This is a genomic window from Bradyrhizobium sp. MI1.11, assembly GCF_055811255.1.
In genome coordinates, this window is sequence record NZ_JBVVPM010000015.1 from 91874 (window position 1) to 117791 (window position 25918).

The following is a 25918-nucleotide window of genomic DNA, read 5'->3' on the forward strand; positions in this document are numbered from 1 at the left end:
GCGGCGGGGCGATGCGGCGGATCGGCAGACGGGACATCGTTCCAGCGATCCTGATTGCGCTTCTTGCAGGCGCCGTCGTCACGTCTCCGCCGTTCCAGACGCTGCAGGGCCTGTCGCTCGACATCCTCACGGCACTGCGCGGCAAGCTCGTCGGCGACCACCGCGATCCCGCGACATCGCCGGTCGTCGTCGTGGCCATCGACGGCGAGACCTACGACACTCCGCCGTTCAAGGGATCGCCAACGCAGACCTGGACGCGCGAGATCGGCCGGGTGCTCGGGAGTATCAGCGACGGCGGTGCCAAGGTCATCGGCTTCGACGTCATCTTTCCGAGTTCGATCGAGCAGTCGGAGATTCCCTTTGGGGATACCTCGTTCGGCAGCCGGATCAAGGGATTTGACCGCGATTACCTGATCGCACTGCGGCAGCTCTCCGACAGCGGCAAGCTGGTGCTCGGCGAGGTCCTCAGTAACGACCACCCGGATAGTCCTGACCGCGCGCAGCAACTAGTGGTGAAGAACAATATCCGCGCGCTCAACGTCCATACCGACAGCGACGACGTTATCCGGCGGATGCCGCTGAGCTTTGCGATCAACGGCAAGCCGGCCACCGCAATGGCGGTCGAGCTCGCCGCGCGTACGCTCGGCGCAAGGCCCGAGATCGGACCATCCGACGCGACGGAACTATCCGGCTACACGATCCCAAGCGCGGTCCCCAACACGCTGACGCTCAACTTCCGCGGCATGGGTCGTGACGTGCCGGCCTATTCCTTCGCCGACCTGCGTGCCTGCGTGGAGAAAGGTGACCGCGACTTCTTCCGTCGCGCCTTCGAAGACAAGGTGGTGCTGCTCGGGACCGTCCTCAATTTCGATGACCGCAAGCTCACCTCGATGCGGCTGTCCGGCGGGTATGACGGAACGCCGGGGCCACGATGCGCCCTGCCCGTCCCGGCGAACACCGCACAAAAGGCTCGCAGCGACATTGCCGGTGTCTTCGTGCATGCCAACGCGGTGCGAAATCTGATCGAACGCGATGCGGTGACCGAGCTCGGCTTTCCACTGCGGAGCATTCTCACCATCGGGTTCGCAGCGATCGTGGCCTGCGCGGCCTGCGTGCTCGCACCGGGTGGCGCACTGATCGCATGGCTCGGCCTCACCGCCGTATACGCCGCTGTGGCCGTCGGTGCATTCGTCCATGCCTTGGCGCTGCCGTTGACCGAGCCGGCACTCGCGAGCCTTGCCGCGCTCGCGATGATGATCGGCTACCGTTTCGTGCTGGCCGATCGTGACGAGCGTTTCCTGCGCAGGAGCTTTGCGTTCTATCTCGCGCCCGAGGTGATCGAGACGATGGTGGCCTCCGGCAAGATGCCGGCGCTCGGCGGCGAAATGCGCAACGTCACGATGTTCTTCTCCGACCTGAGCGGCTTTTCCTCCATCGCCGAGACGATGACGCCGGGCGAGCTGGTGACGCTGATGAACGAATATCTGTCGGCCATGACCGACATCATCGAGAGCCATGGCGGTTATGTCGACAAATATATCGGTGATTCCATCGTCGCCATGTTCGGTGCGCCCGCCGACGATCCCGCGCATGCGCGCCACGCCGTCCATGCCGCGCTGAAATGTCACGCAAAGCTGGCGGAGCTCAACGCCGGCGGCGCCGCCTTCGCCGGCCACGGCCTGTCGCACCGCATCGGGCTCAACAGCGGCGAGGCCGTGGTCGGCAATATCGGCTCCCGCCGCCGCTTCAACTACACCGTGATGAGCGACACCGTGAACGTCGCCTCGCGGCTCGAAGGCGCCAACAAATATTATGGCACCGCCATCATGGCCTCAGAAACGACTGTCGCGCAGACAGGCGATACTTTCGCCTGGCGCGAGCTCGACGCCATCAAATTGATAGGACGCGGCGAGGCGATCAAGGTGTTCGAGCCCCTCGCGGACAAGGGCACGGAGAGTGCCGGGCAGACGAAGGTTGCCGCCGCGTATGCGGAAGGGTTGGCGTGCTGGCGGGCAAGGGAGTTTGCGAAGGCGGCTGATGCGTTCGGGCGAACGGCGGAAATGGATCCGGCGTCAGCGCTTTTTGGCAAGCGCGCGACTGCGCTCGCTACAAATCCACCGGGGTCGGATTGGACGCCGGTGAACATCCTAGAAGGAAAGTAGCGCAGCGTCGCACCGCTTTTCGGGTCCACTCCACGCTAGAACGGCAGTCCCACATAATTCTCCGCGAGCAGGCGCTGTGCCGTCTCAGACGAGAGGAGATATTCCAGCTCCGTCTGCTGGAGCCGGTCCTCGTATTCGAGCCGGTCGGGGAAGCGATGCAGCAGCATCGTCATCCACCACGAGAAGCGTTGCGCCTTCCAGATCCGCGCCAGCGCCTTGGCGGAATAGCCCTGGAGCCCGGAATCATCGTCGTTCTGATAGTGCGCGAGCATGGCGTGGTAGAGATAATAGATGTCGGAGGCGGCGCTGTTCAGCCCGCGCGCGCCGGTCGGCGGCACGATGTGGGCGGCATCGCCGGCGAGAAACAGGCGACCGTAGCTCATCGGCTCGGCGACGAAGCTGCGCAACGGCGCGATGCTCTTTTCGATGGACGGTCCCGTGATCAGGCGGCCGCCGACCTCGTCCGGCAGACGACGCTTCAGCTCGGCCCAGAACGCATCGTCGCTCCAGTCCTCCACCTTGTCGGTGAGCGGCACCTGGACGTAGTAGCGGCTCAGCACTTGCGACCGCAAGGAACACAACGCGAAGCCGCGCTCATGCTTCACATAGATCAGCTCCGGCGACACCGGTTTCGTACGCGACAGCACGCCGAGCCAGCCGAACGGATAGATCTTCTCGTATTCCCGCAGCACGTCCTTCGGAATCGACTTGCGACTGACGCCATGAAAGCCGTCGGCGCCAACGATATAATCGCAATCGACTCGGACGGTCTCGCCATTCGAACGATAGGTCACGTAAGGCCGATCGGAGGTCAGGTCATGCGGCGTCACGTCCTCGGCATTGTGCACGACGTTGCCGCCGAGGCGGTCGCGCGCCTCGTAGAGGTCGCGCGTCAGCTCGGTCTGGCCGTAGACCAGCACCGAATTGCCGCCGGAATGCTTGTGGAGGTCGATCTGGGAGAGCACCCCATCATGGGCGATCTCGAATCCCTTGTGGATCTCACCCTCGCGGTCCATCCGCTCGCCGCACTGAGCCTCGCGCATCAGCCTGGCGAAGCCGTGTTCGAGCACGCCGGCACGGATCCGGGCAAGCACGTGGTCGCGGCTGGATTTTTCCAGCACGACCGTGTCGATGCCCTTGAGGTGCAGGAGCTGGGACAACAGCAGCCCGGAGGGCCCGCCGCCGATGATACAGACCTGAACTTTCATTTTTGCGTCCTCCTCGGCACTTTCTTGCAGATTCAGCGCCGCTGACCGATGGAGGCTTTCGTCTTTGTCTTGTACTATTCGAACATGAGACGCGCAGCCCCCGCCCCGGCGATCCGGGTCTACAATTTGTTCGGCGAGTCCGGCGATCTGCCCGATGTCGTGCATTGCGAGACGATTGCCTCGCGCTCGGTGCTGCACGACTGGACGCTGGCCGTGCACCGCCATGCCCGGCTGCACCAGGTGCTGCTGATCGAGCGCGGCGGCGGCGAAGCCACGCTCGACGGGCGCGTGGTGCAGCTGAAGCCGATGCAAATCGTGAACGTGCCTGTCGGCCACGTCCACGGCTTCCGTTTCGTGCCTGATACCCAGGGCTGGGTGCTGACCATCGCCGCGGAAATATTGGACGAAGCGCTGCTCGCCTCTGAAGGCCTGCGAAGTGCCTTGTCGCGCTCGGCCGTGATACGCGGCACGCCGCAGATCCGGACCACCATGAAGCAGATCTTTGCCGAACACGCCGCGCGCGATTTCGGCCGAGCGCATGTGCTGCGTGCACTCTCGGCAGCCATGATCGGGCTGGTGGCCCGCGCACTCACTGGCGAGAGCGGAGGCAACGGCACGGCTGAAAGCGGACTATTCCGCCGCTTCGAGGCGCTGCTGGAACAGCATCATCTGGAACGCTGGAGCGTTGCGGACTATGCGGGCGCGCTGTCGATCACGACGACCCATCTCAACCGGGTAACGCGGACGGCAACCGGCGACACCGCCTCGCACCTGATCCTCAACCGGCTGATCCGCGAGGCGCGGCGCAACCTCGTCTACACCAATTTGCCGGTCTCGACGATCGCCTATGCGCTGGGTTTCGAGGACCCCGCCTATTTCAGCCGGGTCTATGCCGCCGCCACGGGCGTGTCGCCGCGCGCCTTTCGCGCGCAGCTCCACGGCGAGGAAGGCTGACAAATCGGCCGATCGATCAGGCGCGCCTGTGGTCGAAGGCCACGCTGGGAACCGCAATGGCCTTTGTTGCCAGCGCTGCCACTTAACCTTCGTATATGGGGCCCTATCCTTTGGATAGGCGCCCTTTACCTCAGTACAATTGAGTAGGGAATGCGCGCGCCTTAGCCTGGCTGCATTCGGCGCCCTGGCGCCGGTGGGCATTGTATCCTCCCTAACCTGGGCGCAAGACGGCCGCCCCTGTCCGGTCGTCTGCGCTGCTTTTTCGGCAAGCCATCGGTGGCTTCAATGTTTTTCCGGCCGACACACCGCCCCCGGCGGTTGGACCGGCCACCTTTCGCGTACAACTGGAGATTTGTGCATAATGTCTTCGATTGAGAAGATCGCACTCTTTATCGATGGCTCCAACCTCCATGCCACCTCCAAGGCGCTCGGCTTCGACATCGACTACAGGCGACTGCTCGGCGAATTCCAAAGCCGAGGTGCGCTGTTGCGGGCCTTCTACTACACGACCGTCGTCGAGGATCAGGAGTATTCGTCAATCCGTCCGTTGATCGATTGGCTCGACTATAACGGATACACCGTCGTCACGAAACTCACGAAGGAATTCGTCGACGCCATCACCGGCCGCCGCAAGGTGAAGGGCAGCATGGATGTCGTCCTCGCCGTAAATGCGATGGAACTCGCCGAGCACGTCGATCAGATCGTGTTGTTCTCGGGCGATGGGAATTTTCGTTCGCTGGTGGAAGCCCTGCAACGCCTCGGTGTCCGCGTGACGGTCGTCTCCACACTCTCCACTCAGCCAGCCATGGTCGCCGACGAGCTGCGCCGACAGGCGGACATATTCATCGATTTGGCAGAACTGCAACCAAAAGTGGGGCGCGATCCGGCCAATCGGCCGGGATCGCGCGAGATGCGTCAGTCACCGCAATTCCGCGCGCGCGTAGCGATCGATCGCGGCGACCAGGTGGAGTGAACCTTCGGGCGGCGGCTCTCACACGTCGAAGAACACCGTCTCTTCCGGCCCCTGCAAATTGATCGTGAAGGCATACACGATCTTGCCAGCGCGTTCGCTGCGCTTTGCGATCAGCGTCGAACGTCGCATCGGCTGTTCGATCAGGCTGAGCACGGGGTCGGCGGCGTTGGCGGCCTCTTCGTCCGAAAAATAGAGGCGCGTGTTGAGACCGATGTTGATACCGCGCGCGACGATCCAGACATTGATGTGCGGCGCGCCTTTGCGGCCGGTCTTGTCGATGATCGCGCCCGGCTTGATGGTCTCGAAGGTGACGAGACCGCTCTCGAAGTCGGAGCCGGCGCGGCCCCAGCCGCGAAATTCCTCGTCAAGCGGGCCGGTCGACCGATCGGCCGGATGGTTGTAGCGGCCGGCCGCGTTCGCCTGCCAGATCTCCAGCAGCACGTCACGCAGCGGCGTGCCGCTGCCGTCGATCACCTTGCCCTCCAGCGTGATGCGTTCGCCTTGCGTGTTCGGCGTCACCAGCACATTGGAGAAGTTCCTCTCGAAAATGTCGAATCCGGCCATGGCCGGGATCAACCCGATATGCACGTAGGGCCCGGCCGTCTGCGAGGCGGTTTCCTTGAGGTAGTTGAGCGGCTGCGGCATGGACCTAGTTCCCTGCGGTGCGATTTTCAAAGTAAGTGGAGCGCCGGCCGCGCAAGACGATGTCGAAGCGGTAGGCGAGCGAATCGAACGGAGTCGATGCATTGAGGTCGAGCGGCGCGACGAGGCGCTCCAGCGCATCCTTGTCCGGGATCGTCGTCAGGATCGGGCAGACCGGGATCAGGGGATCGCCCTCAAAGTACATCTGGGTGATCAGACGTTGTGCGAAGCCCGAGCCGAACACCGAGAAGTGGATGTGAGCGGGACGCCAGCTGTTGACGTAGTTGCGCCAGGGATAGGGTCCCGGCTTCACGGTACGGAAATAATAGTAGCCGGTGTCGTCGGTCAGTGCGCGACCGCAACCGCCGAAATTCGGATCGATCGGCGCCAGATACGTGTCTTTCTTGTGCCGGTAGCGGCCGCCGGCATTGGCCTGCCAGAACTCGACCAGCGTGTTCGGCACGCCGCGGCCGGTCTCGTCCAGCACGCGGCCGTGGACGATGATGCGCTCGCCGACGGGATCGCCGTCCTTGGCGTAGTTGCGGATCAAATCATTGTCGAGCGGGCCGAGATCGTTGTGCCCGAACACCGGCCCCGTGATCTCCGAGACCGAAGTCTCAAGCGACAGCAACGCGTGGCGCGGCGAACGCAGCACCGAGGATTTGTAGCCCGGCGCGTGCGCCGGCGGATGCATGGAGCGGTCGCGCTGGAAGAAGCCGCCGTCACCGAGCGGCGGCGTGAACGGCTCGGGGCGGTTGAGGCGGGGATCCCGCAAGGCTGGCGCCTGGGCATGCATCGGCGTTGTCTCTCCCTGAAGCGCTCCCGTTGGGGCGCACGATTTATCGGGACATAATGGCGCCGGCTATTCTCAAAATAAATAGATCGATTATAATGAATTCCATGAAGAAAATCGATCATTTGGCTCTCGATGGCCACGCGCTGGAGCTGTTCCTGGCCGTGCTGGAAGAAGGCTCGGTGACGGCGGCCGCAACGCGGCTCGGCCTGACGCAATCCGCGGTCAGCCACGCCCTGAACAAGCTGCGGCGGATCGTCGGCGATCCGCTGTTTGCCAAATCCGGCCGCGGCATTGTCGCCACGGCGCACGCCCAGGCGCTCGCGGCAAAGGCGCGGGCGCTGATCGACGAGATGCGGAGCTTTGCCGGCGGCGTTACGTTCGAGCCGGCGGGCGCGCAGCTTTCGCTGACAATCGCCGCGAACGACTTCCAGCGCGACCTGCTGCTTCCGCGGTTCTTCGATCATGTCGCAGCGCAGGTGACGAGCCTGAACCTGCGCGTGATCCCCTCGCAGTCGCCCTCGCCGGCGATGCTCCGGGAAAACCGCTGCGACCTGCTGATCACGCCGCTGCCGCCATCCGGCGTGGACATCGTGCAGAAGCGCCTGCTGCAGGACCATTACGTTTGTTACTACGACCCCAAAGCCCGTGCTGCGCCGGCTACGCGCGGTGCCTATCTCGCGGCGCACCACATCACGGTGGTCTACACTGACAATGAGCGGCTCGACTTCGATCGCCGGCTTGCAGCCAACGGCTTCCACCGCGACATCGCGATCTCGGTGCCGAGCTTCTCCGGCGTGCCATCCTTCCTGCGTGGCTCGCAAATGCTGGCGAGCATGCCGAGCCTGCTGGCGCCCGGCGTCATGCACGGCTTCGCGCAGGTGCGGATTCCGCTGGCCTCGCGCACGCGAACCCTAGCCGAGCTGCCGATGTTCATGGTCTGGCACCAGCGCTATCAGAAAGATCCGGCCCACCGCTGGATCAGGAACCAGCTCGAGATCATCGCGGCGACGGCCGCGGGCCGCTGAACACCCCGGCTGCGGCGCATAAGCCACACCCAAGTCCTGTGTGATTCCGCAAGGAAAACGCCGCCTTCGCGAACCAGCAGTTGCACGAAGAAAATACGGGCTGAAATCATAAAATTGAAGCACAGTGCAACCTACGGGTCATCCTGGCGAAAGCCAGGGCCCATACCGCGTGACCTTTCGATAAGAATCCGTCCGCGGTGACAGACTGAATTGCTTCGCTGCGCTCGCAATGACGGAGCAAGGGCGAGCATCGCCTTCTCCAACTGGCGCTTCAAATCGCAGACACGCCTTCGCATCCTCGCGGCGCAATATTTGTGAAATGGGATTGACGGCGTGGCGGGGTGTTTTACGCGACGGGACGATGGGCCGATTGACAACACACTCACAGCTCCGGACGCGCTGCAGCGTAAAACGCTGCTACGCAGGGCCGGGACCCAGGGGCGACACGGCGTAACGCCAAGATATGCGCCCCGGCTCTGCAGCGCACCGCTGCACCGGATGATGCTTCGCATCGCCGGGGAAGCGCTGCGCTGCGTCCGGGGCACGAGACCTTGCTACGCCACCGCAGCATCCGGCACGCGGGCGGCTTCCATCGGCTGCTTGCCGCGGATGAGGTCCGAGGCGCGGTCAGCAATCATCATGGTCGACGCATTCAAATTCGCCGAGATCATGCGCGGCATCACGGAGGCATCGATGACGCGGAGGCCTTGCAACCCGTGAACGCGGAGCTGGTCGTCGACCACCGCCCAGGTCGAATCCACCGGGCCCATGCGGCAGGTGCAGCCGGGGTGGAAGGTGGTGGTGCCACGTTCGGTGGCGGCGGCCAAAAACTCGTCGTCGGTATTGATGTTGGGTCCCGGGAAATCCTCGTAGGCGTAATAGGGCGACAGCGGCGCGCTCTTCAAAAGCCTGCGCGCGAGCTTCATGCCGCCGACGATGACGCGACGGTCGAGCTCGGCGTCGAGATAGTTGGTCTGGATGATCGGCGGCGCGAACGGATCAGACGAGCGGATGCGGACATAGCCGCGGCTCTCGGGGCGCTGCTGCCAGGAGGCCACGGTCATGCCGGGCTCGTCCTCGAGCTGGCCCTGCACGCCTTCCTTGTAGCTCGCCGGTGTGAAGGTGAGCTGGAGATCGGACGAATCCGCACTCTCGCCGGAGTGCCAGAAGCAATAGACCATGGTCGGCGACAGCGAGAGCAGGCCGCCGCGCGTGGTGGCCCATTTCAGCGCTTCGACCCAGAGCGACAGACCACGGCGGAGCTCGTTGATGGTCCTGATGTCTTTGACGCGCGCGACCGTGCGCGGGGCGTAATGGTCCTGCAAGCCTTCGCCGACCGGAAGCGCGTGACGCACGGCGATGCCGTGGGCCTGCAACAGATCCGGTGAGCCGATGCCGGACAACTGCAACAGCTGCGGCGAATTATAGGTGCCGCCGGACAGGATCACTTCCTTGTTGGCGCGGACCTCGACCGGCGTGCCGCCAGAGCCGCCCTTCATGTAGCGCACGCCGACGGCGCGCTTGCCTTCGAAGATGATCTCGGTGGCGTGCGCGTGGGTATGGACATGCACGTTCGGCCGCTTCATCGCCGGCTTGAGGAAGGCGGTGGCGCCGGAGACGCGCAAGCCCTTATCGATGGTGCGCTGGCAATAGGAGACGCCTTCCTGCTTCGCGCCGTTGTAATCGGGGTTGCGGGGGATACCGAGCGAGACCGCTCCTTCCATGAACGCTTCGCAGAGCGGATCGCGCCAGTTCATGGTGGTAACGGTGAGATTGCCGTCGCGGCCGCGGTAAACGTCCTCGCCCTCGCCGATGCGCTTCTCCAGCCGCCGGAAGTAGGGCAGCACGTCGGCATAGCCCCAGCCGCGATTGCCCATCTGCGCCCAGGTGTCGAAATCCATGCGCTGGCCGCGATTGTAGATATGGCCGTTGATCGAGGACGAACCGCCGAGCGTCTTGCCGCGCGGCGCGTAGATGCTGCGCCCGCCGGTCCAGGGCCCGACCTCCTGCTGGTAGGCCCAGTTGATGCTCTTCATGTGGAAGGTCTTGATGAAGCCAGCCGGCAGATGGATGTAGGGATGCCAGTCGCTCGGGCCCGCCTCGAGCACGCAGACGCTGGTGGCAGGGTCTTCGCTCAGGCGGCTGGTGAGCACGCAACCGGCGGAGCCCGCGCCGACGATCACATAATCAAATCTGTCCATGGTGCCTCGGCCGCCTCTAGCGCGGCTTGTCGTTGAGTTGATAATTCAAATGCGTTCGCACCGTCGGCCATTCGGCCGCGGTGATGCTGTAGACCACAGTATCGCGCAGCGTGCCGTTCGGCGCGACCTGGTGGCTGCGCAGGATGCCGTCCTGCTTGGCGCCCAAACGCTCGATGGCGCGGCGGCTCTGGTGATTGAAGAAGTGGGTGCGGAATTCCACCGCGATGCAGTCCAGGGTTTCGAAGGCGTGGGTGAGCAGCAGCAGCTTGCACTGCGTGTTGAGCGGGCCGCGCTGCGCGCTCTTGCCATACCAGGTCGAGCCGATCTCGACGCGGCGGTTGGCGGCATCGATGTTCATGTAGGTCGTCATGCCCACGATCTTGCCGCTGCCATCGAACACGGTGAAGGGCAGCATCGAGCCCGCGGCCTGAAGGCCGAGCCGGCGGTCGATTTCCTTGCCCATGTTGTCCGGCGTCGGAATCGCGGTGTACCAGATGGTGGAGAGCTCGCCGTCCTTCACGGCCTCGATCAGCCCCTCGCGGTGCTGATGCGACAGCGGCTCCAGACCGGCATGCTGTCCGCGCAGGGTGATAGGATCAGGCCAGGGCATTGCAGGTCTCTCTCTGTTGTCATTGCGAGCGAAGCGAACCAATCCAGGCTGTCAGCTCCTCATCCTGAGGAGCGCGGCACGCGCGTCTCGAAGGATGAAGGCCCTGCTGGTGGCCTCGCCCTTCGAGACGCGCGCGAAGGGCGCGCTCCTCAGGGTGAGGGTCTGCCGGATTGCTTCGCTCCTCGCAATGACGGCTTGGCTCACTTGTTCAGGAAATTCAACGGCAAACCGCCGCGCGGCCAGTCCATGGCGATCAGCTCGCCCTTGCCTGAGAGCGTGATGTAGGCGGTCTTCAGCTCGGGGCCGCCGAAGGCGATGTTGGTGGTGACGCGGTCGCCGGTCGGGACCTGCTCGACCAGGGTGCCATCGGGCGCGATCACCGAGATGCAGCCGGAGACGAGGGTGGCGACGCAGACATTGCCGTTCGCTTCGACCGCCAGCGAGTCGAACATCTGGTAGCCGCCGAGGCCGCAGATCGGTTTGCCCCGCTCGCCGCGATAGATCACGTCGCGCGGCTTCAGCGTGCCGGGCGCGGACAGCTCGTAGGCCCAGAGCCGGCCCGTCGGCGTCTCCGCGATGTAGACGGTGGCCTCGTCCGGCGACAGGCCGATGCCGTTTGCCGGCAACACGCCATGAACGACCTCGACGATCTCCTTCATGCCGGGCTTGAGATAGTACATGCCGCCGACGTCCATCTCGCGCGCGCGGCGCTTGCCGAGATCGGAGAACCAGAGGCCGCCCTGCTTGTCGAACACCAGATCGTTCGGCCCGCGCAGATCGTGCTCGCCGCAACGCGTCACGACGGTTTCGATCTGGCCGGATTGCAGATCGACGCGCTGGATCGAGCCACCGAGGTAATCGTCGGGCTGCGGACCCGGCATGATCATGTTGCGGGTCGGGATCCAGGAGAAGCCGCCATTGTTGCAGATGTAGATCTCGCCGTCGGGGCCGAGAGCTGCACCGTTCGGGCCGCCCGGAATCTTCGCAACGATCTCCTTGCGCCCGTCGGGATGGATGCGGGTCAGGCGCTGGCCGCGGATTTCCACCAGCACGACCGAGCCGTCCGGCATCACGACCGGCCCTTCGGGAAATTCGAGGTCGGTGGCGAGAACGCGGACGTTGGACATGTGGGACCCTCCCGGCTGCTTGTTATGACTTGCACGGGATGTCCGGCACGGGCCCCACACGCAAGATTGCCTGCGGTTATGACAAAGTCGCCGGGGCTTGCCAAGCAAGCGGGATGGTATGCCAGCGTTGCGCGCTAATCTCGCACGGGTATCCAAATCTCCAGGCCGCCATTGCCGGTGGCGGGATCGAAGTTCTCGTCGTAGCGCTCGAAATTCGGTGCATCGGCAGCCTTCAGGCCGGAGGCCGGCAGCCACTGATTCCAGATCGCGTTGACGGTACGCCTGATCGAGGCGACGTGGTCGGCGTGGGTGAACACCGCGTAGCGCTGTTCGGGGATACGGATACGGCCGAAACGGCGCGGCAGCTCGGAGAAATCGGCGACCTCGACGCCGGCGATGTAGTCGAAATTGCCGGCATCGTCGCCGTTGCAGCAGACGCCATAGGCGACGGGCCCAACGCGCGCGGGAATGTCGGCGACCTCCTGGTGGAAGCGCTGCCACAGTCCAGGAATGGCCGCGCCGTTGTCGCAGGAGATGCGCTCGTTGATGCCAGCGACGAGGAAGGCCCTTGTGGTTTCGAAGCGCGGGGCGGCGAGTTTGTCTGCGATGGTTGAGTCCATGAGGATCGGCTCCTGAAGCTTGAGATGGCCGGTGCATTGCGCGGCCCGCACCGCTTCGGGCGTGGTGCCGAACTGGTCGCGGAACGCGCGGGTGAATGCTTCGTGCGAGCCGTAATCCGCCTCCAGCGCCAGCGACAGGATGTCCGGCGCGCCGTTCGCAAGACTGCGCGCCGCTTCGCTCAGCCGCCGCGCGCGCACGTACCGCATCACCGGCAGGCCGGTAGCCGCGGCAAACGCGCGCACGATGTGGAACCGCGACACGCCCGATATCGCAGCGATCTCGTCGAGCGTCATCGGCTCGGCCAGATGGCTCTCGACATACCAGAGCGCGCGCTGGGCTGGGTTCATGGCGTTTCTCTCGTTCGAAGCGCGACCATGATGCACGGAAGTCCGCGGGTTTCGCTTGATCGGCGTTGCGGTCCCGCAAGAGGATAACGCCGGACCAGCCTCTGGCAACGTCCGGGCGTTCATGGCTACACTCGGGTTGTTCTTGAAACCGCTCATAAGAAAGCAGGAGGAACCGTGTCATGAAGATCACCGATGTGCGGCCGCACCATATCCGCATCCCCTATGACGCCGGTGTCGCGAGCTTCCGTCAGGGCGCCTCCGCCATCACCGCCCTCGACATGGTGATCGTCGAGGTCACCACCGACGCCGGGCTGACGGGCTGGGGCGATGCCTTTGCTTATGTCTGCCCCCGCACCACGCGCAGTGCCGTCGAGGAAATGATCGCACCGCAGGCCCGCGGGCTGGAGGTTCCCGATGCCGCCGGCATTCCCGCGGTCATGGAGCAGATCCAGCGTAACCTGCATCTGTTCGGGCGTTACGGCATCACCATGTTCGCGATCTCCGGGCTCGACATCGCGCTGTGGGACCTCGCCGCCAAGATCAAGGACGTGCCGCTGCACCGCCTGCTCGGCGGCACCAGGCGCCCGGCCATTCCGGCCTATGCGAGCCTGTTGCGGATCGGCTCGCCCGACAATATCGCCGCCGAATGCAAGAAGGCGCTCGCGCTCGGCTACGGCGCCATCAAGCTGCACGAGACCACGGCGCCGGCGGTGTTTGCCGCCCGCGCGGCGATCGGGCCCGGCATTCCGCTGATGGTGGACATGAACTGCCCGCTATCAGGCGAAGAGGCGATCGCGTTCGCCAGCACATGCCGGGACGCGCAGCCGATGTTCCTGGAGGAGCCGGTCTGGCCGCCGGAGGATTTTGCGGCGCTCGCCGAAGTCCGCAGCAAGGGCGGGCTCGGCGTCGCCGCCGGCGAGAACGCCTGCACGGAATATCAATTTCGCCAGATGATGGATGCGGGCGCGGTCAGCCACGCCCAGCCGTCCGTGATCAAGGTCGGCGGCATCACGGAATTTCTCAAGGTTGCAGCGCTCGCAGATCGGGTCGGCGTCAAGGTCGTTCCGCACTCCCCGTATTTCGGCCCCGGCCTGCTGGCGACCTTGCATCTCCTGGCGGGGCGCGACGACGGGTTCGTCGAGATGTTTTACCTGAAGCGCGAGGCCTGCCTCTGGGGCGGCCGCGCCGATGTCGATGCCACCGGCCATGTCGCGGTGCCGACCGGACCTGGGCTCGGCCATGAGCCCGACCGCAGCGTGATGGAGCGATATCGCGTCGCCTGAGCGCGGCGGCTATTTCGCCGCATCCTTTGGCGGCGGCGCATCCTGTTTCTTCTTCACATCCTCGGCGGTCTTCGCCTGCGCGGCCTGGAGATCGCCGAGCGTCTTCTGCAAACCGGCCACGGTCGTCTTCAACGCATCGATCTGGCGAGCCGCGGCGTCCAGCTTCTGCTGGTGATCGAGGTTCAGCTTGGTGATCGTCTTCTGGAGGAAGTCGACATTGCTCTGGAGGCAGCTGGTGCGGCGCTCCATGGTCTTCTCGACGGTGCAGATCTCGATGCCGGGCACGTCCTGCGCGCGGACCGACACAATAGCCAGCGTGGCGAGTACCATCGCGAAACAAGCGCCGGTGCTTCGAAGCAGCATGCAGGTTCCTCGTCAAATCAATCACGGCAATGTGCGCTTTTTGCACGCAGCCTGTCGAGGCTACCACACTCGCACCGCATTCTCGCGTTGAGCTTGCGGCTGTTCCCTCGGACGGGGAGCGATGATCTGCACGCGGAGGAAATGGGCGCTCCTTTCGCGGCTTTGTTTAGGGGAGTTTTTGATGGCAACGCGCGACAGACGACTGGCGGAATTCGACGGCGCCGGAGAACCGCCGCCTGGCCTTGCAGTCGAAGTGCTGTGCGAGGACCACAGCGGGACTTATCAGCTGCCGTTCGCCTGCCGCTATGTCGAGGGACGCTGGCAGAACCACACGGCTGGTGTCGCAGTCGAAGCTACCGTTATCGGCTGGCGCGTCCCGCGCATGAAGCATTCGGGCGTGGCCTGAGCACTGATTTCTGTCTCAAAATGCAACGGGGCCGCGTCCCGTCTTAACCTTCGGAACGCGGCCCGAACGAATCACGTCCGAATCAGCCGCAGGGCCCCGTACGCGCCTGTTCACGGCTAGATGTCGCAACTGGCCACCAGGCGCACACAATATCTGCGCAGCGCCTGAGCAGGGCCAGCCGGCCACCGGCGTCAAAAGTTAACGGCTTCAATGACATGACGGCTGGGTGCGGCGGTTGGATGCTCGCTCCCAAAACAGGCAGATGGCAGCCGGCCTGCCTAATATTCGACCTCGAGCTCCTCGATCTCGGCCGGCTCATCCCTTGCCGCCGCGATCCATTCCTTCATCTCCGGCATGGCCATGATGGTATCGGCATAGGCCTGCAGTTGCGGCTCGAGCTTGACGTTATAGGTCACGAAGCGCGTCACTACCGGTGCGTACATCGCGTCAGCCATGGTGCGGGTCTCGCCAAACAAGAAGGGCCCGCCCGATTTGTCCAGGCAGTCGCGCCAGATCGCCCAGACGCGATCGATGTCGGCCTGCGCGCGCGACCAGATCTTGAAGCCGGGGAAGTGCCCCTTCAAATTGACCGGCAGCGAGGCGCGCAAGGTGGTGAAGCCGGAATGGATTTCGCCGCAGATCGAGCGGCAATGCGCGCGCTGGACGCGATCCGCGGGCAACAGCCCTGCATTCGGCATCGCCTCGTTGAGATATTCGCCGATCGCCAGCGTATCCCAGACGACCGCGCCGTCGTGCCGCAGGCACGGCACCAGGATCGACGACGACAACAGCAGGATTTCGGCGCGCGCCGACGCGTCGTCCGGCGCGGTGACGATCTCCTCGAAATCGAGCCCGGAAAATTTCGTCAGCAGCCAGCCACGCAGCGACCAGGACGAATAGTTCTTGCTGCTGATGGTCAGTGTCGCCTTCGCCATGTGGCCTTCCCTCACGCCTGTGACTCACGCCTAAGACATGCACCCCGCCCGGACTGCGGGAGTGCGCAGCGCCTGTGCTTCCCGCAAAAAGAGCAGCAAGCGACGTGCCAATCTTGAGGGCGGCCCTTCCCGGGTTTGGCTCCGATATTGCATAGCAGCACGGGACAGGTGGGCGTTTCAGTATGATGTCGATGTATTATCAGGCCTTTCAGAACCAAATGGACCTGACGGCGCCGTGGCGGTCGGGCGCTTCGTCCGCGCTCAAATTCCTCAATCTGGTGCCGCAGGGCTTGTCGGATCAGGTCGTCGGCCGGCTGTCGGCCGCACTGGAGCTGATCTCCCGCTCCACCCTCACCTATCACCGGCCCGCCTACGGCATCGACAGCGTCATGGTCGGCAATCGCGAGGTCGCCGTGACCGAGGAGATCGCTTACGCGACCCCGTTCGGCTCGCTGCTGCGTTTCAAGAAGGAGGGCGTGGGCGAGCAGCCGCGCATGCTGCTGGTGGCGCCGATGTCCGGCCATTTCGCGACGCTGCTGCGCGGCACCGTGAAGACGCTGCTCCAGGACCACGACGTCTACATCACCGACTGGCACAATCCGCGCGACATTCCCCGCAGCGAGGGCCGTTTCGGGCTCGACGACTATACCGAGCATCTCATCGACTTCCTCGGCCAATTGGGCCCGCGCCCGCATATGGTCGCGATCTGCCAGCCCTCGGTCTCGGCGCTCGCGGCCGCAGCGATCATGTGCGAGGGCAACCATCCTTCGCGGCCGGCGACGTTGACGCTGATGGCCGGCCCGATCGACACGCGCATCCAGCCGACCAGGGTCAACGAATTCGCCAAGAGCAGGCCAATCGACTGGTTCGAGCAGAACCTGATCAACTACGTGCCGATGCAGTGCCGCGGTGCCTTGCGGAAAGTCTATCCCGGCTTCGTGCAGCTCACCGCCTTCGTCTCGATGAATCTCGAGCGCCACATCAAGCAGCACATCGATCTCGCCGATCACATCGCCAAGGGCGAGAAGGAGAAGGCGGCCAGCATCAAGACCTTCTACGACGAATATTTCGCCGTGATGGACCTGCCTGCCGAGTTCTACATCGAGACCGTGCGCGACGTGTTCCAGGAGCATCTTCTGCCCCAGGGCAAGCTGATGCATCGGGGACGTCCGGTGGACACCAAGGCGGTCAGCCGCATGGGGCTGATGACGGTCGAGGGCGAAAAGGACGACATCTGCTCGATCGGCCAGACGCTGGCCGCGCAAGACCTCTGCACCGGCGTGCGCGCCTACCGCCGCGTTCACCACATGCAGGCCGGCGTCGGCCATTATGGCGTGTTCTCGGGCAAGCGCTGGAACAACGAGATCTACCCGCTGCTGCGGGATTTTGTGCACGTGAATTCGTAACCCGTCAGCCCCTGGCCCGTACGTCACGAGCGAACTTCAACGCGCATTGCAGTGAGGCGACCGGAGATGCTGGGGCAGGATCTCGACGCCTCTCCTGACCAAACGGCCAGCTAGAGAAACCGCACGTGCCTAATGCACTTGCTTGAGCAGCTCTCTGGCTTCAACGACTTCGGGAAGATTGCGCTCCGCATCGAATTCAGCGAGCACGGGAGCGAGCACCTCGGATACCGCGCCCGCTCGGCCATTTGTCTTGTGCAGGCGTGCAAGTCCAAGGGCGCTGCGCAGCTCGAAAGTCTTCACCTGTTGGTGCCGTGCGATTTCCAGCGCTCGGTTTAGCGCATTTTCGGCACTGGCTAGGTCCGAAGGATCATGACGCAACAAAAGCTCCCCGTAGACGCGATGCAGCTCGGCATCAAGCCAATGCTGACCGGATTGCCCCGCCCATGCGATCAATCCGCTCAAGATTTCGAGCCCGTTTTCGAGTCGGCCCGACTCTGCATCCGCCATCGCGACATGCATCCCCCAAAACGGCTCACAGAGGTAGCAGTCATTCTCGTGCAGCAAGGTCCAGCCGCGACGCATTTCCGTTAGCCCGGCCATTCCGTCGCCGGCACGCCACTTGGCCAGGCCATTCAGGTAGGTGCCGGCGGCCACATACAGCGGCATCGTGTGGTCGCGAGCGAGACCGAGCGCCAGGATCGTCTCTGTTTGCTGCAACATGCCCCCGCATAGTCCGTCGAACACAGCTCGATGAACAAGCGCATTGGCCTGAGAAAGCGCCCGTTTTTCTCCGGAAGCACTTATCGCTTCCACGGCGAGGCGACGTGCGCGAGCGATCCTGCCAAGCGGCCAAAGCACCAGGGCAAGAAACCTCATGATCACGAATGGGAGATCCAGTGCCGAGCCTCTAAACGTCGCGGGATCCGGCTCGTCACCATAGATCTCTAGTGCCTTCTCAAGATGTACTCTCGCGTTCAAGTAGTCGCCCCCGAACCAGCAGGTAACCCCGCCCGTCCAATGTGCAACGACGGCGGCCACCGGTGAGTCCGGTCGCCGTTCAGCGGCGTTCACGATGGCATCCACGAGCGCCCGCATCGGCGCGAGTTCGCCGTGTGTCAGGCAGGCATTGAAGAGACCCGAATGGACTGGCGCAAGTTCAACCGGATCATTGATGTCGGCTGCGAACTGTCGGGCGCGCGTCCATGCGGCTACCGTTTCGGGAGCGCTGTGCCCGAGGCTGCCCCGTAATGCACGGCCATATGCGATTTGAAGATGTAGCCTACTCATCATCCGGTCGTGCTCATCGGGCAGCTCATCGGCGACGGCAATCGCCTTGCCGAGATGTGCAATCGCCTCGGAATAGGCGGAGCGTTTCAGCGCCTGCAGGCCCGCCTTGCGCCACCATTCGAGGGCGACCTCGTTCAGCCCCGCCTCAGTGAAGTGGTGTGCCAGAACTTCCGGCTCAGTCTCGGCGACGACTGGAAACTTCTCGCGCAGGACATCGCCGATGCGCTTGTGAAGCACCTGCCGTTTGCTCTTGAGCAGGCTCTCGTAGGCCGCTTCCTGAACGAGAGCGTGCTTGAAACTATAGTTTGCTTCGGGCGGAGCCCCGCGACGCACCAGCAGTTCGGCCTCTTCGAGTTGCGCTAGCGCAGCGCTCAGCGTCAGATCATCGCGTCCCGCCACATATCTCAGCAGCGCGTATGAAAAGTCGCGACCGATGGCGGCGCCTATCTGCGCCAACTCCTTGACCGGGGCCAGCCGGTCAAGCCGCGCCATCAGCGAATCCTGCAGCGTCGCGGGAATAGCGAGCGGCGGGAGCGGATTATCGAGGCGATAGCGCCCGGCATCTTCGACGAGTAGCCCGGACTCCAGCACCATCTTGGTCAATTCCTCGACGAATAGTGGGATGCCATCCGTCCTATCGATGATCTGCTTCATCATCTCGCGTGGCAGCTGGCGACCAACGGCCACCTGTTCGACCAGCGCGCGCGAGTCCTGCCGATCGAGTCGGTCGAGCCGCAACAGACTAACGTTGGCAAGGCCCGACCAGGAGGGCTCGAACTCTGGCCGGGATGTCATGAGCACGAGTATCGGCAGGCCTCTGATCCGATCGACCGCGAGATCGAACAGCTCAAGTGTCGTGGCATCGGCCCAATGCATATCCTCGCAGATAATCAGCAGGGGTTGCTCTCGCGCCAACCCCTCAAGCTGATCCAGAAGGGCGGCAAATGTCTGTCGCCGCTGCTGCGCCGGGCTCGAACTCAGCGGCGGACAATGGTCGTCGGTGGGAATCGAAAGGAGAGCCGCAATGAGCGGTGTCGCTTGGGCGACCTGCTGTGTTCCAAGCGCCAGCATTGCCTCGAGCTTGTCGAGCTTTTGCCCAGGCGTGTCGTGCGACCGGATGCCGGCGGCGCGCTCGAGCTGCGCGACAAAGGGATGGAGCGCACTGTTGATATGGTAGGGCGAACACTGATATCGCACCCGGCGGTGCGGGCCCAACGAGGGGCTTTCGGACAGCGTTGCGACAATGCGCGACTTGCCGATGCCCGCTTCGCCAGAAATCAATACCATCTGCCCCTGCCCCTGCCATGCCAGCCGCTGGCGCGAGAGAGTGAACTCGATCTCGTCCCTGCGGCCGACAAAGCCGATCGAGCGTACCGCGCGGACCGCCTCGAAGCGACTCTCGGATGCGATCGCTCCCTCCACCGCCCAGACTGCGATGGGTTCGGCTATGCCCTTGACCTCACGGCGGCCGAGATTGCGAAACGTGAAGAGATCACCAAGCAGCCGGCGCGTCGACGAAGCAACGACGACCGCGCCCGGTTCCGCCAGGCTCTGGAGCCGAGCGGCGAGGTTTGGTGTGTCGCCGACGGTTGCCTGTTCCTCTGACGCATCTCCGCTGATGAGGTCACCGACCACCACAAGCCCTGTCGCAATTGCGATGCGCAGTTCAACCCGTTCGTCGGCGCCTGTTTTGAGCTGCCCAATTGCGGAGATAGTGTCGAGACCCGCTCGCACTGCGCGCTCCGCATCATCCTCGTGGGCGCGAGGATAGCCGAAATAGACGAGTATTCCGTCGCCGACGAATCTGGCTATCCTGCCGTCATAAGCCGCAACGACGCTCGCGCAGGCGGCGCGGTAGGCCCGGATCACTTCCCACATATCCTCGGGATCGAGACGCGCCGAGAGCGCGGTCGAGCCGACCAGATCGCAAAACATAACGGTGAGGTGGCGCCGCTCGGCGTCCTGAGGAGGCGTCGGCGATGCGATCAACGCGGCTGGATCGAGGTCGGCAATAGCACGCAGCATTTTGCGGCGATGGCCTAGCAGGACTCCGAGCTTATCAAAGTCCTCGTCCATCAGTTCGGGGAGGATGCCCACGTCGATTGCATTCTGGGCAAAACGCTCTGCGTATTGCCCAAGCCCCAGTTTGTCGAGCCACTCCGCAATCTGCATTGGCTCCACCGATCGTGTGGTTGGCGGTTAGCAGGATTTTGGACCACGGCGCGGGGACGATATCCCAACATCGCCATGATGGCACGTCTTGTTTGTTGTGCGATAATTTAGGTTACTCAGTACCGACACGACTTCCAAGCCGGGTCGCCGCCCGATGCGAACGACTGCGCTACCAAACATCGTCTTCACGCAGCGTTGCACGACAGAGGTTGCGATGAGTGATCACGACTCACTCGGGACCTGAAGCCGAATCCAACGCTGCGGCTTGTGCTCTCGTCATGACGCCAAGCAGACGTTATTGGGTGAGCACAATTCCTTCATTGCTTGTCCATGCGTGCTTCGTAGTTGCGAGCCATCGTGCCCGCCGCGACTTGGAGCGAAGAACCAACCACCCAACAGCCGGCAACAAAGGCTATCAGCCCATTGGCTGGGTTATGATCAAGGACAAGGATGCTGACGGACAGAGTTGCGGCAATCGCGGCGCCGAACGTTCCGGCCGCACTCATGATCTCAGCCGGCTCGGAACCATTCCACTCTTCCGAGGTGCTCGAAATCGACTTCCGCGCGACACTGCGAGACAAATCAATTCCGACGTAATAGCTAAGAGCTCCGTAGAGCATCGTTATCAGCACGATCCAGCCGCTTTCAAACAGTCCGCCTTTCTCACGCAACAGGGCCGCACCCACATAGAGGCCGCAAGAGGCCCCAACGGCTGCGAGCCCAATTCTTTCAAGAAGATGGGCCGACCTGATCAGACCGGAACGAGCGATCCGAAGATTGCCGGAGCCCCTCGTTAGGGAAAATGCGCTGGAAATTGCATCACTAATTTTCATTGGGGGTCTCCTTCTTAGGTAAGTAGCGGCCTACCGGCCGACCCCGAATAGAGGCAGCCTCGTGGACGCGTTTTGCGATTGCCTTGATTCCAACTTCTGAAAAATCTGTGCTGAGTGATGGGGCTGGCTTGCTCGTGAGCAAGACGAGAGCCAATCCAAAGCTGCGAGCACGCGGCTACGCAGGCATTGCATCTCACCCGTGCCTGTCAGTTAAATCCGGGTGCGGCAATTTCTTGCGGGAGTGATAGCTCGAAAAGAGAGTGGTGAAATATGAGACGGTTCACATAACGCGGTTCCCCGTTGCTCTATCCGATCACAATTTCCGGAGGACAAGTCTGCATCGTCGCGAGACCCGGGAGCGCGGGAGCTGAAAGAGCCATCAGTAAACAAGTTGTCCCGCGTCTCGCCGACATCAGATCTATCCACTCATACCATGTTTTGCCCACGTGAATTCCCGAAGCGCGAGCAAGCAATCAGCAGGATCGGACAAGGCAGCGCGGCTTTGGGAAAGACGCCGGCGCTGCACCAGACCTAAAACCTGGCCATGCCGCTCGCGCCGGAGGCCAAGCCATGTCCGAACTTCCCACCCCCGCTGCAACACCCGCCGCGGTCGTCGATGCATTGAAGGCGGTCGCAGGCAATCCGCCGAAGGTGCGCGCGAGCTTCGCCAAGGGTCGATGTGTGCGCGGGACCTATGCCCCGTCCGATCGCGCGGCAGAGATTACGCGATCGCTGAGCTTCACCAAGCCCTCGCGCGTGCTGGCGCGCTTCTCCGTTGGCGGCGGCAATCCCGGGGTGACCGACACCAACAACCTCGTGCTGCGCGGCTTCAGCTTCAGGCTTGGCGACGACGCGCATCGCTCGGACATCCTGACGGAAACCGCTCCGGTGCATTTTGCACGGACGCTCGACCAGATGCTCGCCTTCCTCGAGGCGCGCATCCCGTGCGCGGACGGCAAGCCTGACATCGAGAAGGTCCGGGCCTTTTCCGCGGCCAATCCTGAAACACTGAACCAGGCGAATTACGTCGCGGCACGCCGGCTGCCCGGCAGCTTTGCCGGCACGACTTATTGGGGCGTGCACGCCTTTCCCGCGACGAACGCCAAGGGTGAAACCCGCTTCATCAAGTTCAAGGTCGCGCCTGTGGGCGGTGACGTCACCTTGAGCGAGGACGAAGCGAGGGCGAAGTCGGCTGATTTCCTGCATGACGATCTCGCGCGGAGGATCGCAGCCGGCGATGTCCGCTTCAACGTGATGGCCTTGCTCGACCGTCCCGGCGATCCCACCATGGACGTGACCCTGCGATGGCCGGACGAGGACAACCGTGAGCAGGTGCGGCTAGGGACGATCGTCATCACCAGCCTTGAGGCCAACGAGGCCTGCGACGGCTCCATCTTCAATCCTGCCAATGTTGCCGACGGCATCGGCCATCCGCCGGACGAGATCTTTGCGGCGCGCCGCACGGCCTACACGATCTCGCTGGCGAAGCGCCGGTAAGTTCAAGCCTTGTCCCGTCCGCCATCCGTTTCGCGGCGCCACGCGCCCGGACTGACACCGACGATGGACGAGAACACCCGCGTGAAATGGCTCTGATTGGCAAATCCGGCCGAGATGGCAATCTCGGACAACGGCAGGTCGCGGACTGTCATAAGTTGCTTGGCCGCCTTCACGCGCTGCTGAAGCAGCCATTGATGCGGCGGCAGGCCGGTGGAAATCCGGAATGCGCGTGAGAAGTGGCTGACTGACAGACCAAGCTCGGTCGCGATCAGCTGCAGCGCGATCTTGCCCGAGAGATCGGAATCGAGCCGGTCACACGCACGTTTCACCTGCCATGGCGCGAGACCGCCGCGGCTCGCTTCTGCGGCTGGCTTCAGCCCACCATAGGTCTGGGCGACATGGGCGGTGAGCGCAAGCATCATGTGATCGACGAAAAGCTGGTTGGTCTCGTCGGGCCGGCACAGTCCTTGCCGCAAGGAGGCACCGACATGTCGAACGACCTCGTCGTCATGACCGACACCTGGCTCGTAGCTGAGCTCGCCAACGCGCGGCCCGCCCGATTGCCTGGCAATGCCGTTGAGCGCCGAGCGCGGCAAATAGAAGAAGAGCGAGTGAAACGGCTTGTCGATCACATAGCGCGGGTCGCGCTTGAGGTCGTACAGATAGGTCGCACCTGCGCGAACATCCGCCTTGGTGACACAGCGGCCCTCCTCCCAGCATTCGCAATCCGGATAGTCGCGGAGTTTCAGGCTGAGGAGATAGGCATCTTCCGCAGCCAGGGAACCGGAAATATCCGGCGTCGGATCGTCATTGCGAACCTCGGTGACCGCGAGCTCGGCGCTGTGCAGCGAACGCGTGATCAGGACCGGTGCTTGCTTGGAGCGAAGGCCCTGCCCGAGCCTCTGCCCGTAGACGCCTGCTTGTGTCATTCTAGTAAATCCATCCGTAAAGGCACGCCTTCGCCGGCCTTCCCGAGATCCGCGCATTATCGGAGATCGACGGCCAACGGTCCAGCTGCAGCGCATAGCACGAAGCTGGCGCGGCCGGCCGTCGCACCGGGTCGCGACGCGATGATTTCATTGTGATTTCAGCGTGATGTCACAGGCCCGGCAGGGCGAAAGACAACACCGTTGACCTGCCCGGCAGATCGCTGCGCGACCTCATCGTGCATTTTGGAAAGGATTTGCGGCCTGCGCACGTCAGTTGGACCATTCCTCGCCCCAGACCTGGACGACGTGGCCCGGCGACACCTCGCGATATTGGCGCACGGGCGGCTGGTAATCGGGCGAGCGCACCGGGCTTCTGATTTCGTCGTTCGCTATCTGGCGCCTGGTGCCGCGGCGCGCTGGATCGGGCACCGGCACGGCCGCCATCAGCTTCTTCGTATAGGGATGCTGCGGATTGCCGAACAGGGCCGCGCGCGGGCCGGTCTCGACGATCTCGCCGAGATACATCACCGCGACGCGATGGCTCATGCGCTCGACCACAGCGATATCATGGGAAATGAAGAGATAGGCAAGTCCCATGCTGGCCTGAAGATCGAGCATCAGATTGACGACCTGCGCCTTGACCGAAACATCGAGTGCCGAAACCGCTTCGTCCGCGACGATCAGCTTCGGTCCGAGCGCGAGCGCGCGGGCAATGCAGATGCGCTGGCGCTGGCCACCGGAGAATTCGTGCGGAAAGCGCGCGGCCATGTCGGCGGTGAGACCAACGCGAACGAGCAGGTCGGCGACCTTCTCCCGCGCCTGCGACGCCGTGGCGAGCCCGTTGGCGAGCAATGGGGCCGCAATCGCCGTTCCCACCGACATGCGGGGGTTGAGGCTCGCGAACGGATCCTGGAACACGATCTGCATCTGCTTGCGAAAGTCACGCAAGGTGCGGGCACTCATGGCCAGCACATCCTGTCCGTCGACCAGAACGGTGCCGCTGTCCGGCTCCGTCAGCTTGAGAATGGAGCGGCCCGTCGTCGACTTGCCGCAGCCGGATTCGCCGACCAGCGCCAGCGTCTCCCCGGCGCGCAAGGTGAAGGAGATGTTCTCGACGGCGTGGACCCGGCCCGAAACCTTGCCGAACAGGCCCGAGCGGATTGAGAAGCGCGTCGTGAGGTTGGAGACCTCGAGCAGCGGTCGCTCGGCAATCGAGACCGTATCTGGCGTCTCCGCCGGCTCGTCGGAGGTCCCCGTCACCTTGTCGACGATCGGAAAGCGCATCGGCCGCGTCCGCCCGTCCATCGAGCCGAGGCGCGGCACGGCCGCGAGCAATGACCTTGTATAGGGATGCGAGGGTGAAGCAAAGATGCGCGAGGTATCGTCGGTCTCCACCGCCTGGCCGCCATACATTACCACGGTGCGGTCCGCGATCTCTGCCACCACGCCCATGTCGTGGGTGATGAAGAGGATCGACATCTCCTCTTCCTGCTGAAGCTCCTTCAGAAGCTCCAGGATCTGGGCCTGGATCGTGACGTCGAGCGCCGTGGTCGGCTCATCCGCGATCAGCAGCCTCGGCTTGCAGGCCAGCGCCATCGCGATCATCACGCGCTGGCGCATGCCGCCGGAGAAGCGATGCGGATGCTCGTGGAAGCGCGATTTCGCCGCGGGGATGCGAACACGATCGAGCAGGCGGATGGTCTCGACCTCCGCCGCCGCACGCGACAGACCGCGGTGCTGGATCAGCGCTTCCGCAATCTGGAAGCCGATGGTCAGCACCGGATTGAGGCTCGTCATCGGCTCCTGGAAGATCATGGCGACTTCGTTGCCGCGAACGTCCTTCATGCTCGCTTCGGGCAGCGTCAGCAGGTCGCGGCCGGCAAGCTGGACGCGGCCTTCGACTCGGCCGTTCTCCTTCGGAATGAGCCGCATGATCGAGAGCGCGGTGACGCTCTTGCCCGAACCGGACTCGCCGACGATCGCCACCGTTTCTCGCGAGGCGACATCGAACGATACGTCGCGGACGACGGGACTCCATTGCCGTTCGCGCATGAAGGACGTCGTCAGGCCGGAAACCGACAGCACCGGCGACTGCGCGTTGGCAGCGACGTGGTCAGGCACGCTTGCGCCGCTGCTCATGC

Annotated in this window: 21 protein-coding genes; 8 read left to right on the plus strand and 13 right to left on the minus strand. The window is 63.6% G+C overall.

From position 1 onward, the window contains the following. The first annotated feature begins 11 nt into the window (after positions 1 to 11). The gene (locus tag AC0L30_RS17330) at positions 12 to 2162 is read left to right on the plus strand and encodes a CHASE2 domain-containing protein (protein WP_473404805.1); all 2151 of its coding nucleotides are present in this window, start codon (positions 12 to 14) and stop codon (positions 2160 to 2162) included. Between the two features lie 35 nt (positions 2163 to 2197). Here AC0L30_RS17330 and pobA read toward each other — a convergent pair whose 3' ends face one another. Then, a complete protein-coding gene (gene pobA / locus AC0L30_RS17335) occupies positions 2198 to 3370 on the minus strand; it encodes a 4-hydroxybenzoate 3-monooxygenase (protein WP_473254574.1) in 1173 nt (390 codons plus the stop codon). 48 nt (positions 3371 to 3418) lie between these two features. Between pobA and AC0L30_RS17340 the strand changes: the two genes are divergently transcribed. Together AC0L30_RS17340 and AC0L30_RS17345 are read left to right on the plus strand one after the other, a co-directional pair. After that, positions 3419 to 4324, plus strand: a complete 906-nt coding sequence (locus AC0L30_RS17340; RefSeq protein ID WP_473254573.1) for a helix-turn-helix domain-containing protein — start codon at positions 3419 to 3421, stop codon at positions 4322 to 4324. A gap of 361 nt (positions 4325 to 4685) precedes the next feature. Further along, the gene (locus tag AC0L30_RS17345; protein WP_473254572.1) at positions 4686 to 5297 is read left to right on the plus strand and encodes a LabA-like NYN domain-containing protein; all 612 of its coding nucleotides are present in this window, start codon (positions 4686 to 4688) and stop codon (positions 5295 to 5297) included. Positions 5298 to 5315: 18 nt separating this feature from the next. Here AC0L30_RS17345 and pcaG read toward each other — a convergent pair whose 3' ends face one another. Then, entirely contained in the window at positions 5316 to 5942 is a 627-nt protein-coding gene (pcaG, locus tag AC0L30_RS17350; protein ID WP_473404806.1) for a protocatechuate 3,4-dioxygenase subunit alpha, read from the minus strand. A gap of 4 nt (positions 5943 to 5946) precedes the next feature. Beyond that, positions 5947 to 6735, minus strand: coding sequence for a protocatechuate 3,4-dioxygenase subunit beta (gene pcaH, locus AC0L30_RS17355; RefSeq protein WP_473404807.1), 789 nt, complete (start codon positions 6733 to 6735; stop codon positions 5947 to 5949). Between the two features lie 95 nt (positions 6736 to 6830). Between pcaH and AC0L30_RS17360 the strand changes: the two genes are divergently transcribed. Next, positions 6831 to 7760 (plus strand): LysR family transcriptional regulator, encoded by a 930-nt coding sequence (locus tag AC0L30_RS17360; protein WP_473366374.1) that lies wholly within the window; start codon positions 6831 to 6833, stop codon positions 7758 to 7760. Between the two features lie 554 nt (positions 7761 to 8314). On the opposite strand, the gene AC0L30_RS17365 is transcribed toward AC0L30_RS17360, so the two are convergent. From AC0L30_RS17365 to AC0L30_RS17380, 4 genes are all read right to left on the minus strand, one after another. Continuing rightward, positions 8315 to 9961: a GMC family oxidoreductase gene (locus AC0L30_RS17365; protein ID WP_473404808.1), complete on the minus strand. Its 1647-nt coding sequence runs from the start codon at positions 9959 to 9961 to the stop codon at positions 8315 to 8317. A 16-nt stretch (positions 9962 to 9977) separates the two neighbouring features. Next, positions 9978 to 10571, minus strand: coding sequence for a GNAT family N-acetyltransferase (locus AC0L30_RS17370; protein ID WP_247287903.1), 594 nt, complete (start codon positions 10569 to 10571; stop codon positions 9978 to 9980). A gap of 200 nt (positions 10572 to 10771) precedes the next feature. Next, complete coding sequence (locus AC0L30_RS17375) at positions 10772 to 11698, minus strand: SMP-30/gluconolactonase/LRE family protein (RefSeq protein WP_473366371.1); 927 nt, start codon at positions 11696 to 11698, stop codon at positions 10772 to 10774. A 134-nt stretch (positions 11699 to 11832) separates the two neighbouring features. Then, complete coding sequence (locus tag AC0L30_RS17380) at positions 11833 to 12666, minus strand: AraC family transcriptional regulator (protein ID WP_354201382.1); 834 nt, start codon at positions 12664 to 12666, stop codon at positions 11833 to 11835. A gap of 179 nt (positions 12667 to 12845) precedes the next feature. Between AC0L30_RS17380 and AC0L30_RS17385 the strand changes: the two genes are divergently transcribed. Then, positions 12846 to 13949: a mandelate racemase/muconate lactonizing enzyme family protein gene (locus tag AC0L30_RS17385; protein ID WP_007595590.1), complete on the plus strand. Its 1104-nt coding sequence runs from the start codon at positions 12846 to 12848 to the stop codon at positions 13947 to 13949. Positions 13950 to 13958: 9 nt separating this feature from the next. On the opposite strand, the gene AC0L30_RS17390 is transcribed toward AC0L30_RS17385, so the two are convergent. Next, the gene (locus AC0L30_RS17390) at positions 13959 to 14312 is read right to left on the minus strand and encodes a hypothetical protein (protein WP_007595592.1); all 354 of its coding nucleotides are present in this window, start codon (positions 14310 to 14312) and stop codon (positions 13959 to 13961) included. Between the two features lie 181 nt (positions 14313 to 14493). Between AC0L30_RS17390 and AC0L30_RS17395 the strand changes: the two genes are divergently transcribed. Then, positions 14494 to 14718, plus strand: a complete 225-nt coding sequence (locus tag AC0L30_RS17395) for a hypothetical protein (RefSeq protein WP_007595594.1) — start codon at positions 14494 to 14496, stop codon at positions 14716 to 14718. Between the two features lie 278 nt (positions 14719 to 14996). Here the strand turns inward: AC0L30_RS17395 and AC0L30_RS17400 are convergent, their stop codons facing one another. Beyond that, positions 14997 to 15653 (minus strand): glutathione S-transferase family protein, encoded by a 657-nt coding sequence (locus tag AC0L30_RS17400; protein WP_007595595.1) that lies wholly within the window; start codon positions 15651 to 15653, stop codon positions 14997 to 14999. Positions 15654 to 15835: 182 nt separating this feature from the next. On the opposite strand from AC0L30_RS17400, the gene AC0L30_RS17405 reads away from it, so the two are divergent. Continuing rightward, the gene (locus AC0L30_RS17405) at positions 15836 to 17059 is read left to right on the plus strand and encodes a polyhydroxyalkanoate depolymerase (RefSeq protein ID WP_007595596.1); all 1224 of its coding nucleotides are present in this window, start codon (positions 15836 to 15838) and stop codon (positions 17057 to 17059) included. Between the two features lie 129 nt (positions 17060 to 17188). Here AC0L30_RS17405 and AC0L30_RS17410 read toward each other — a convergent pair whose 3' ends face one another. Together AC0L30_RS17410 and AC0L30_RS17415 are read right to left on the minus strand one after the other, a co-directional pair. After that, the gene (locus AC0L30_RS17410; protein ID WP_473366369.1) at positions 17189 to 20518 is read right to left on the minus strand and encodes an adenylate/guanylate cyclase domain-containing protein; all 3330 of its coding nucleotides are present in this window, start codon (positions 20516 to 20518) and stop codon (positions 17189 to 17191) included. Positions 20519 to 20835: 317 nt separating this feature from the next. Continuing rightward, a complete protein-coding gene (locus tag AC0L30_RS17415) occupies positions 20836 to 21351 on the minus strand; it encodes a hypothetical protein (RefSeq protein WP_007595598.1) in 516 nt (171 codons plus the stop codon). Between the two features lie 570 nt (positions 21352 to 21921). On the opposite strand from AC0L30_RS17415, the gene AC0L30_RS17420 reads away from it, so the two are divergent. Beyond that, positions 21922 to 22848 (plus strand): catalase family peroxidase, encoded by a 927-nt coding sequence (locus AC0L30_RS17420; protein ID WP_473404809.1) that lies wholly within the window; start codon positions 21922 to 21924, stop codon positions 22846 to 22848. A 2-nt stretch (positions 22849 to 22850) separates the two neighbouring features. Here the strand turns inward: AC0L30_RS17420 and AC0L30_RS17425 are convergent, their stop codons facing one another. Both AC0L30_RS17425 and AC0L30_RS17430 read right to left on the minus strand, forming a co-directional pair. Further along, positions 22851 to 23777, minus strand: coding sequence for a helix-turn-helix domain-containing protein (locus AC0L30_RS17425; RefSeq protein WP_473404810.1), 927 nt, complete (start codon positions 23775 to 23777; stop codon positions 22851 to 22853). Positions 23778 to 24047: 270 nt separating this feature from the next. After that, on the minus strand, positions 24048 to 25916 hold the full coding sequence (locus AC0L30_RS17430; RefSeq protein WP_473404811.1) for an ABC transporter ATP-binding protein: 1869 nt from the start codon (positions 25914 to 25916) through the stop codon (positions 24048 to 24050). Positions 25917 to 25918 lie beyond the last annotated feature (2 nt).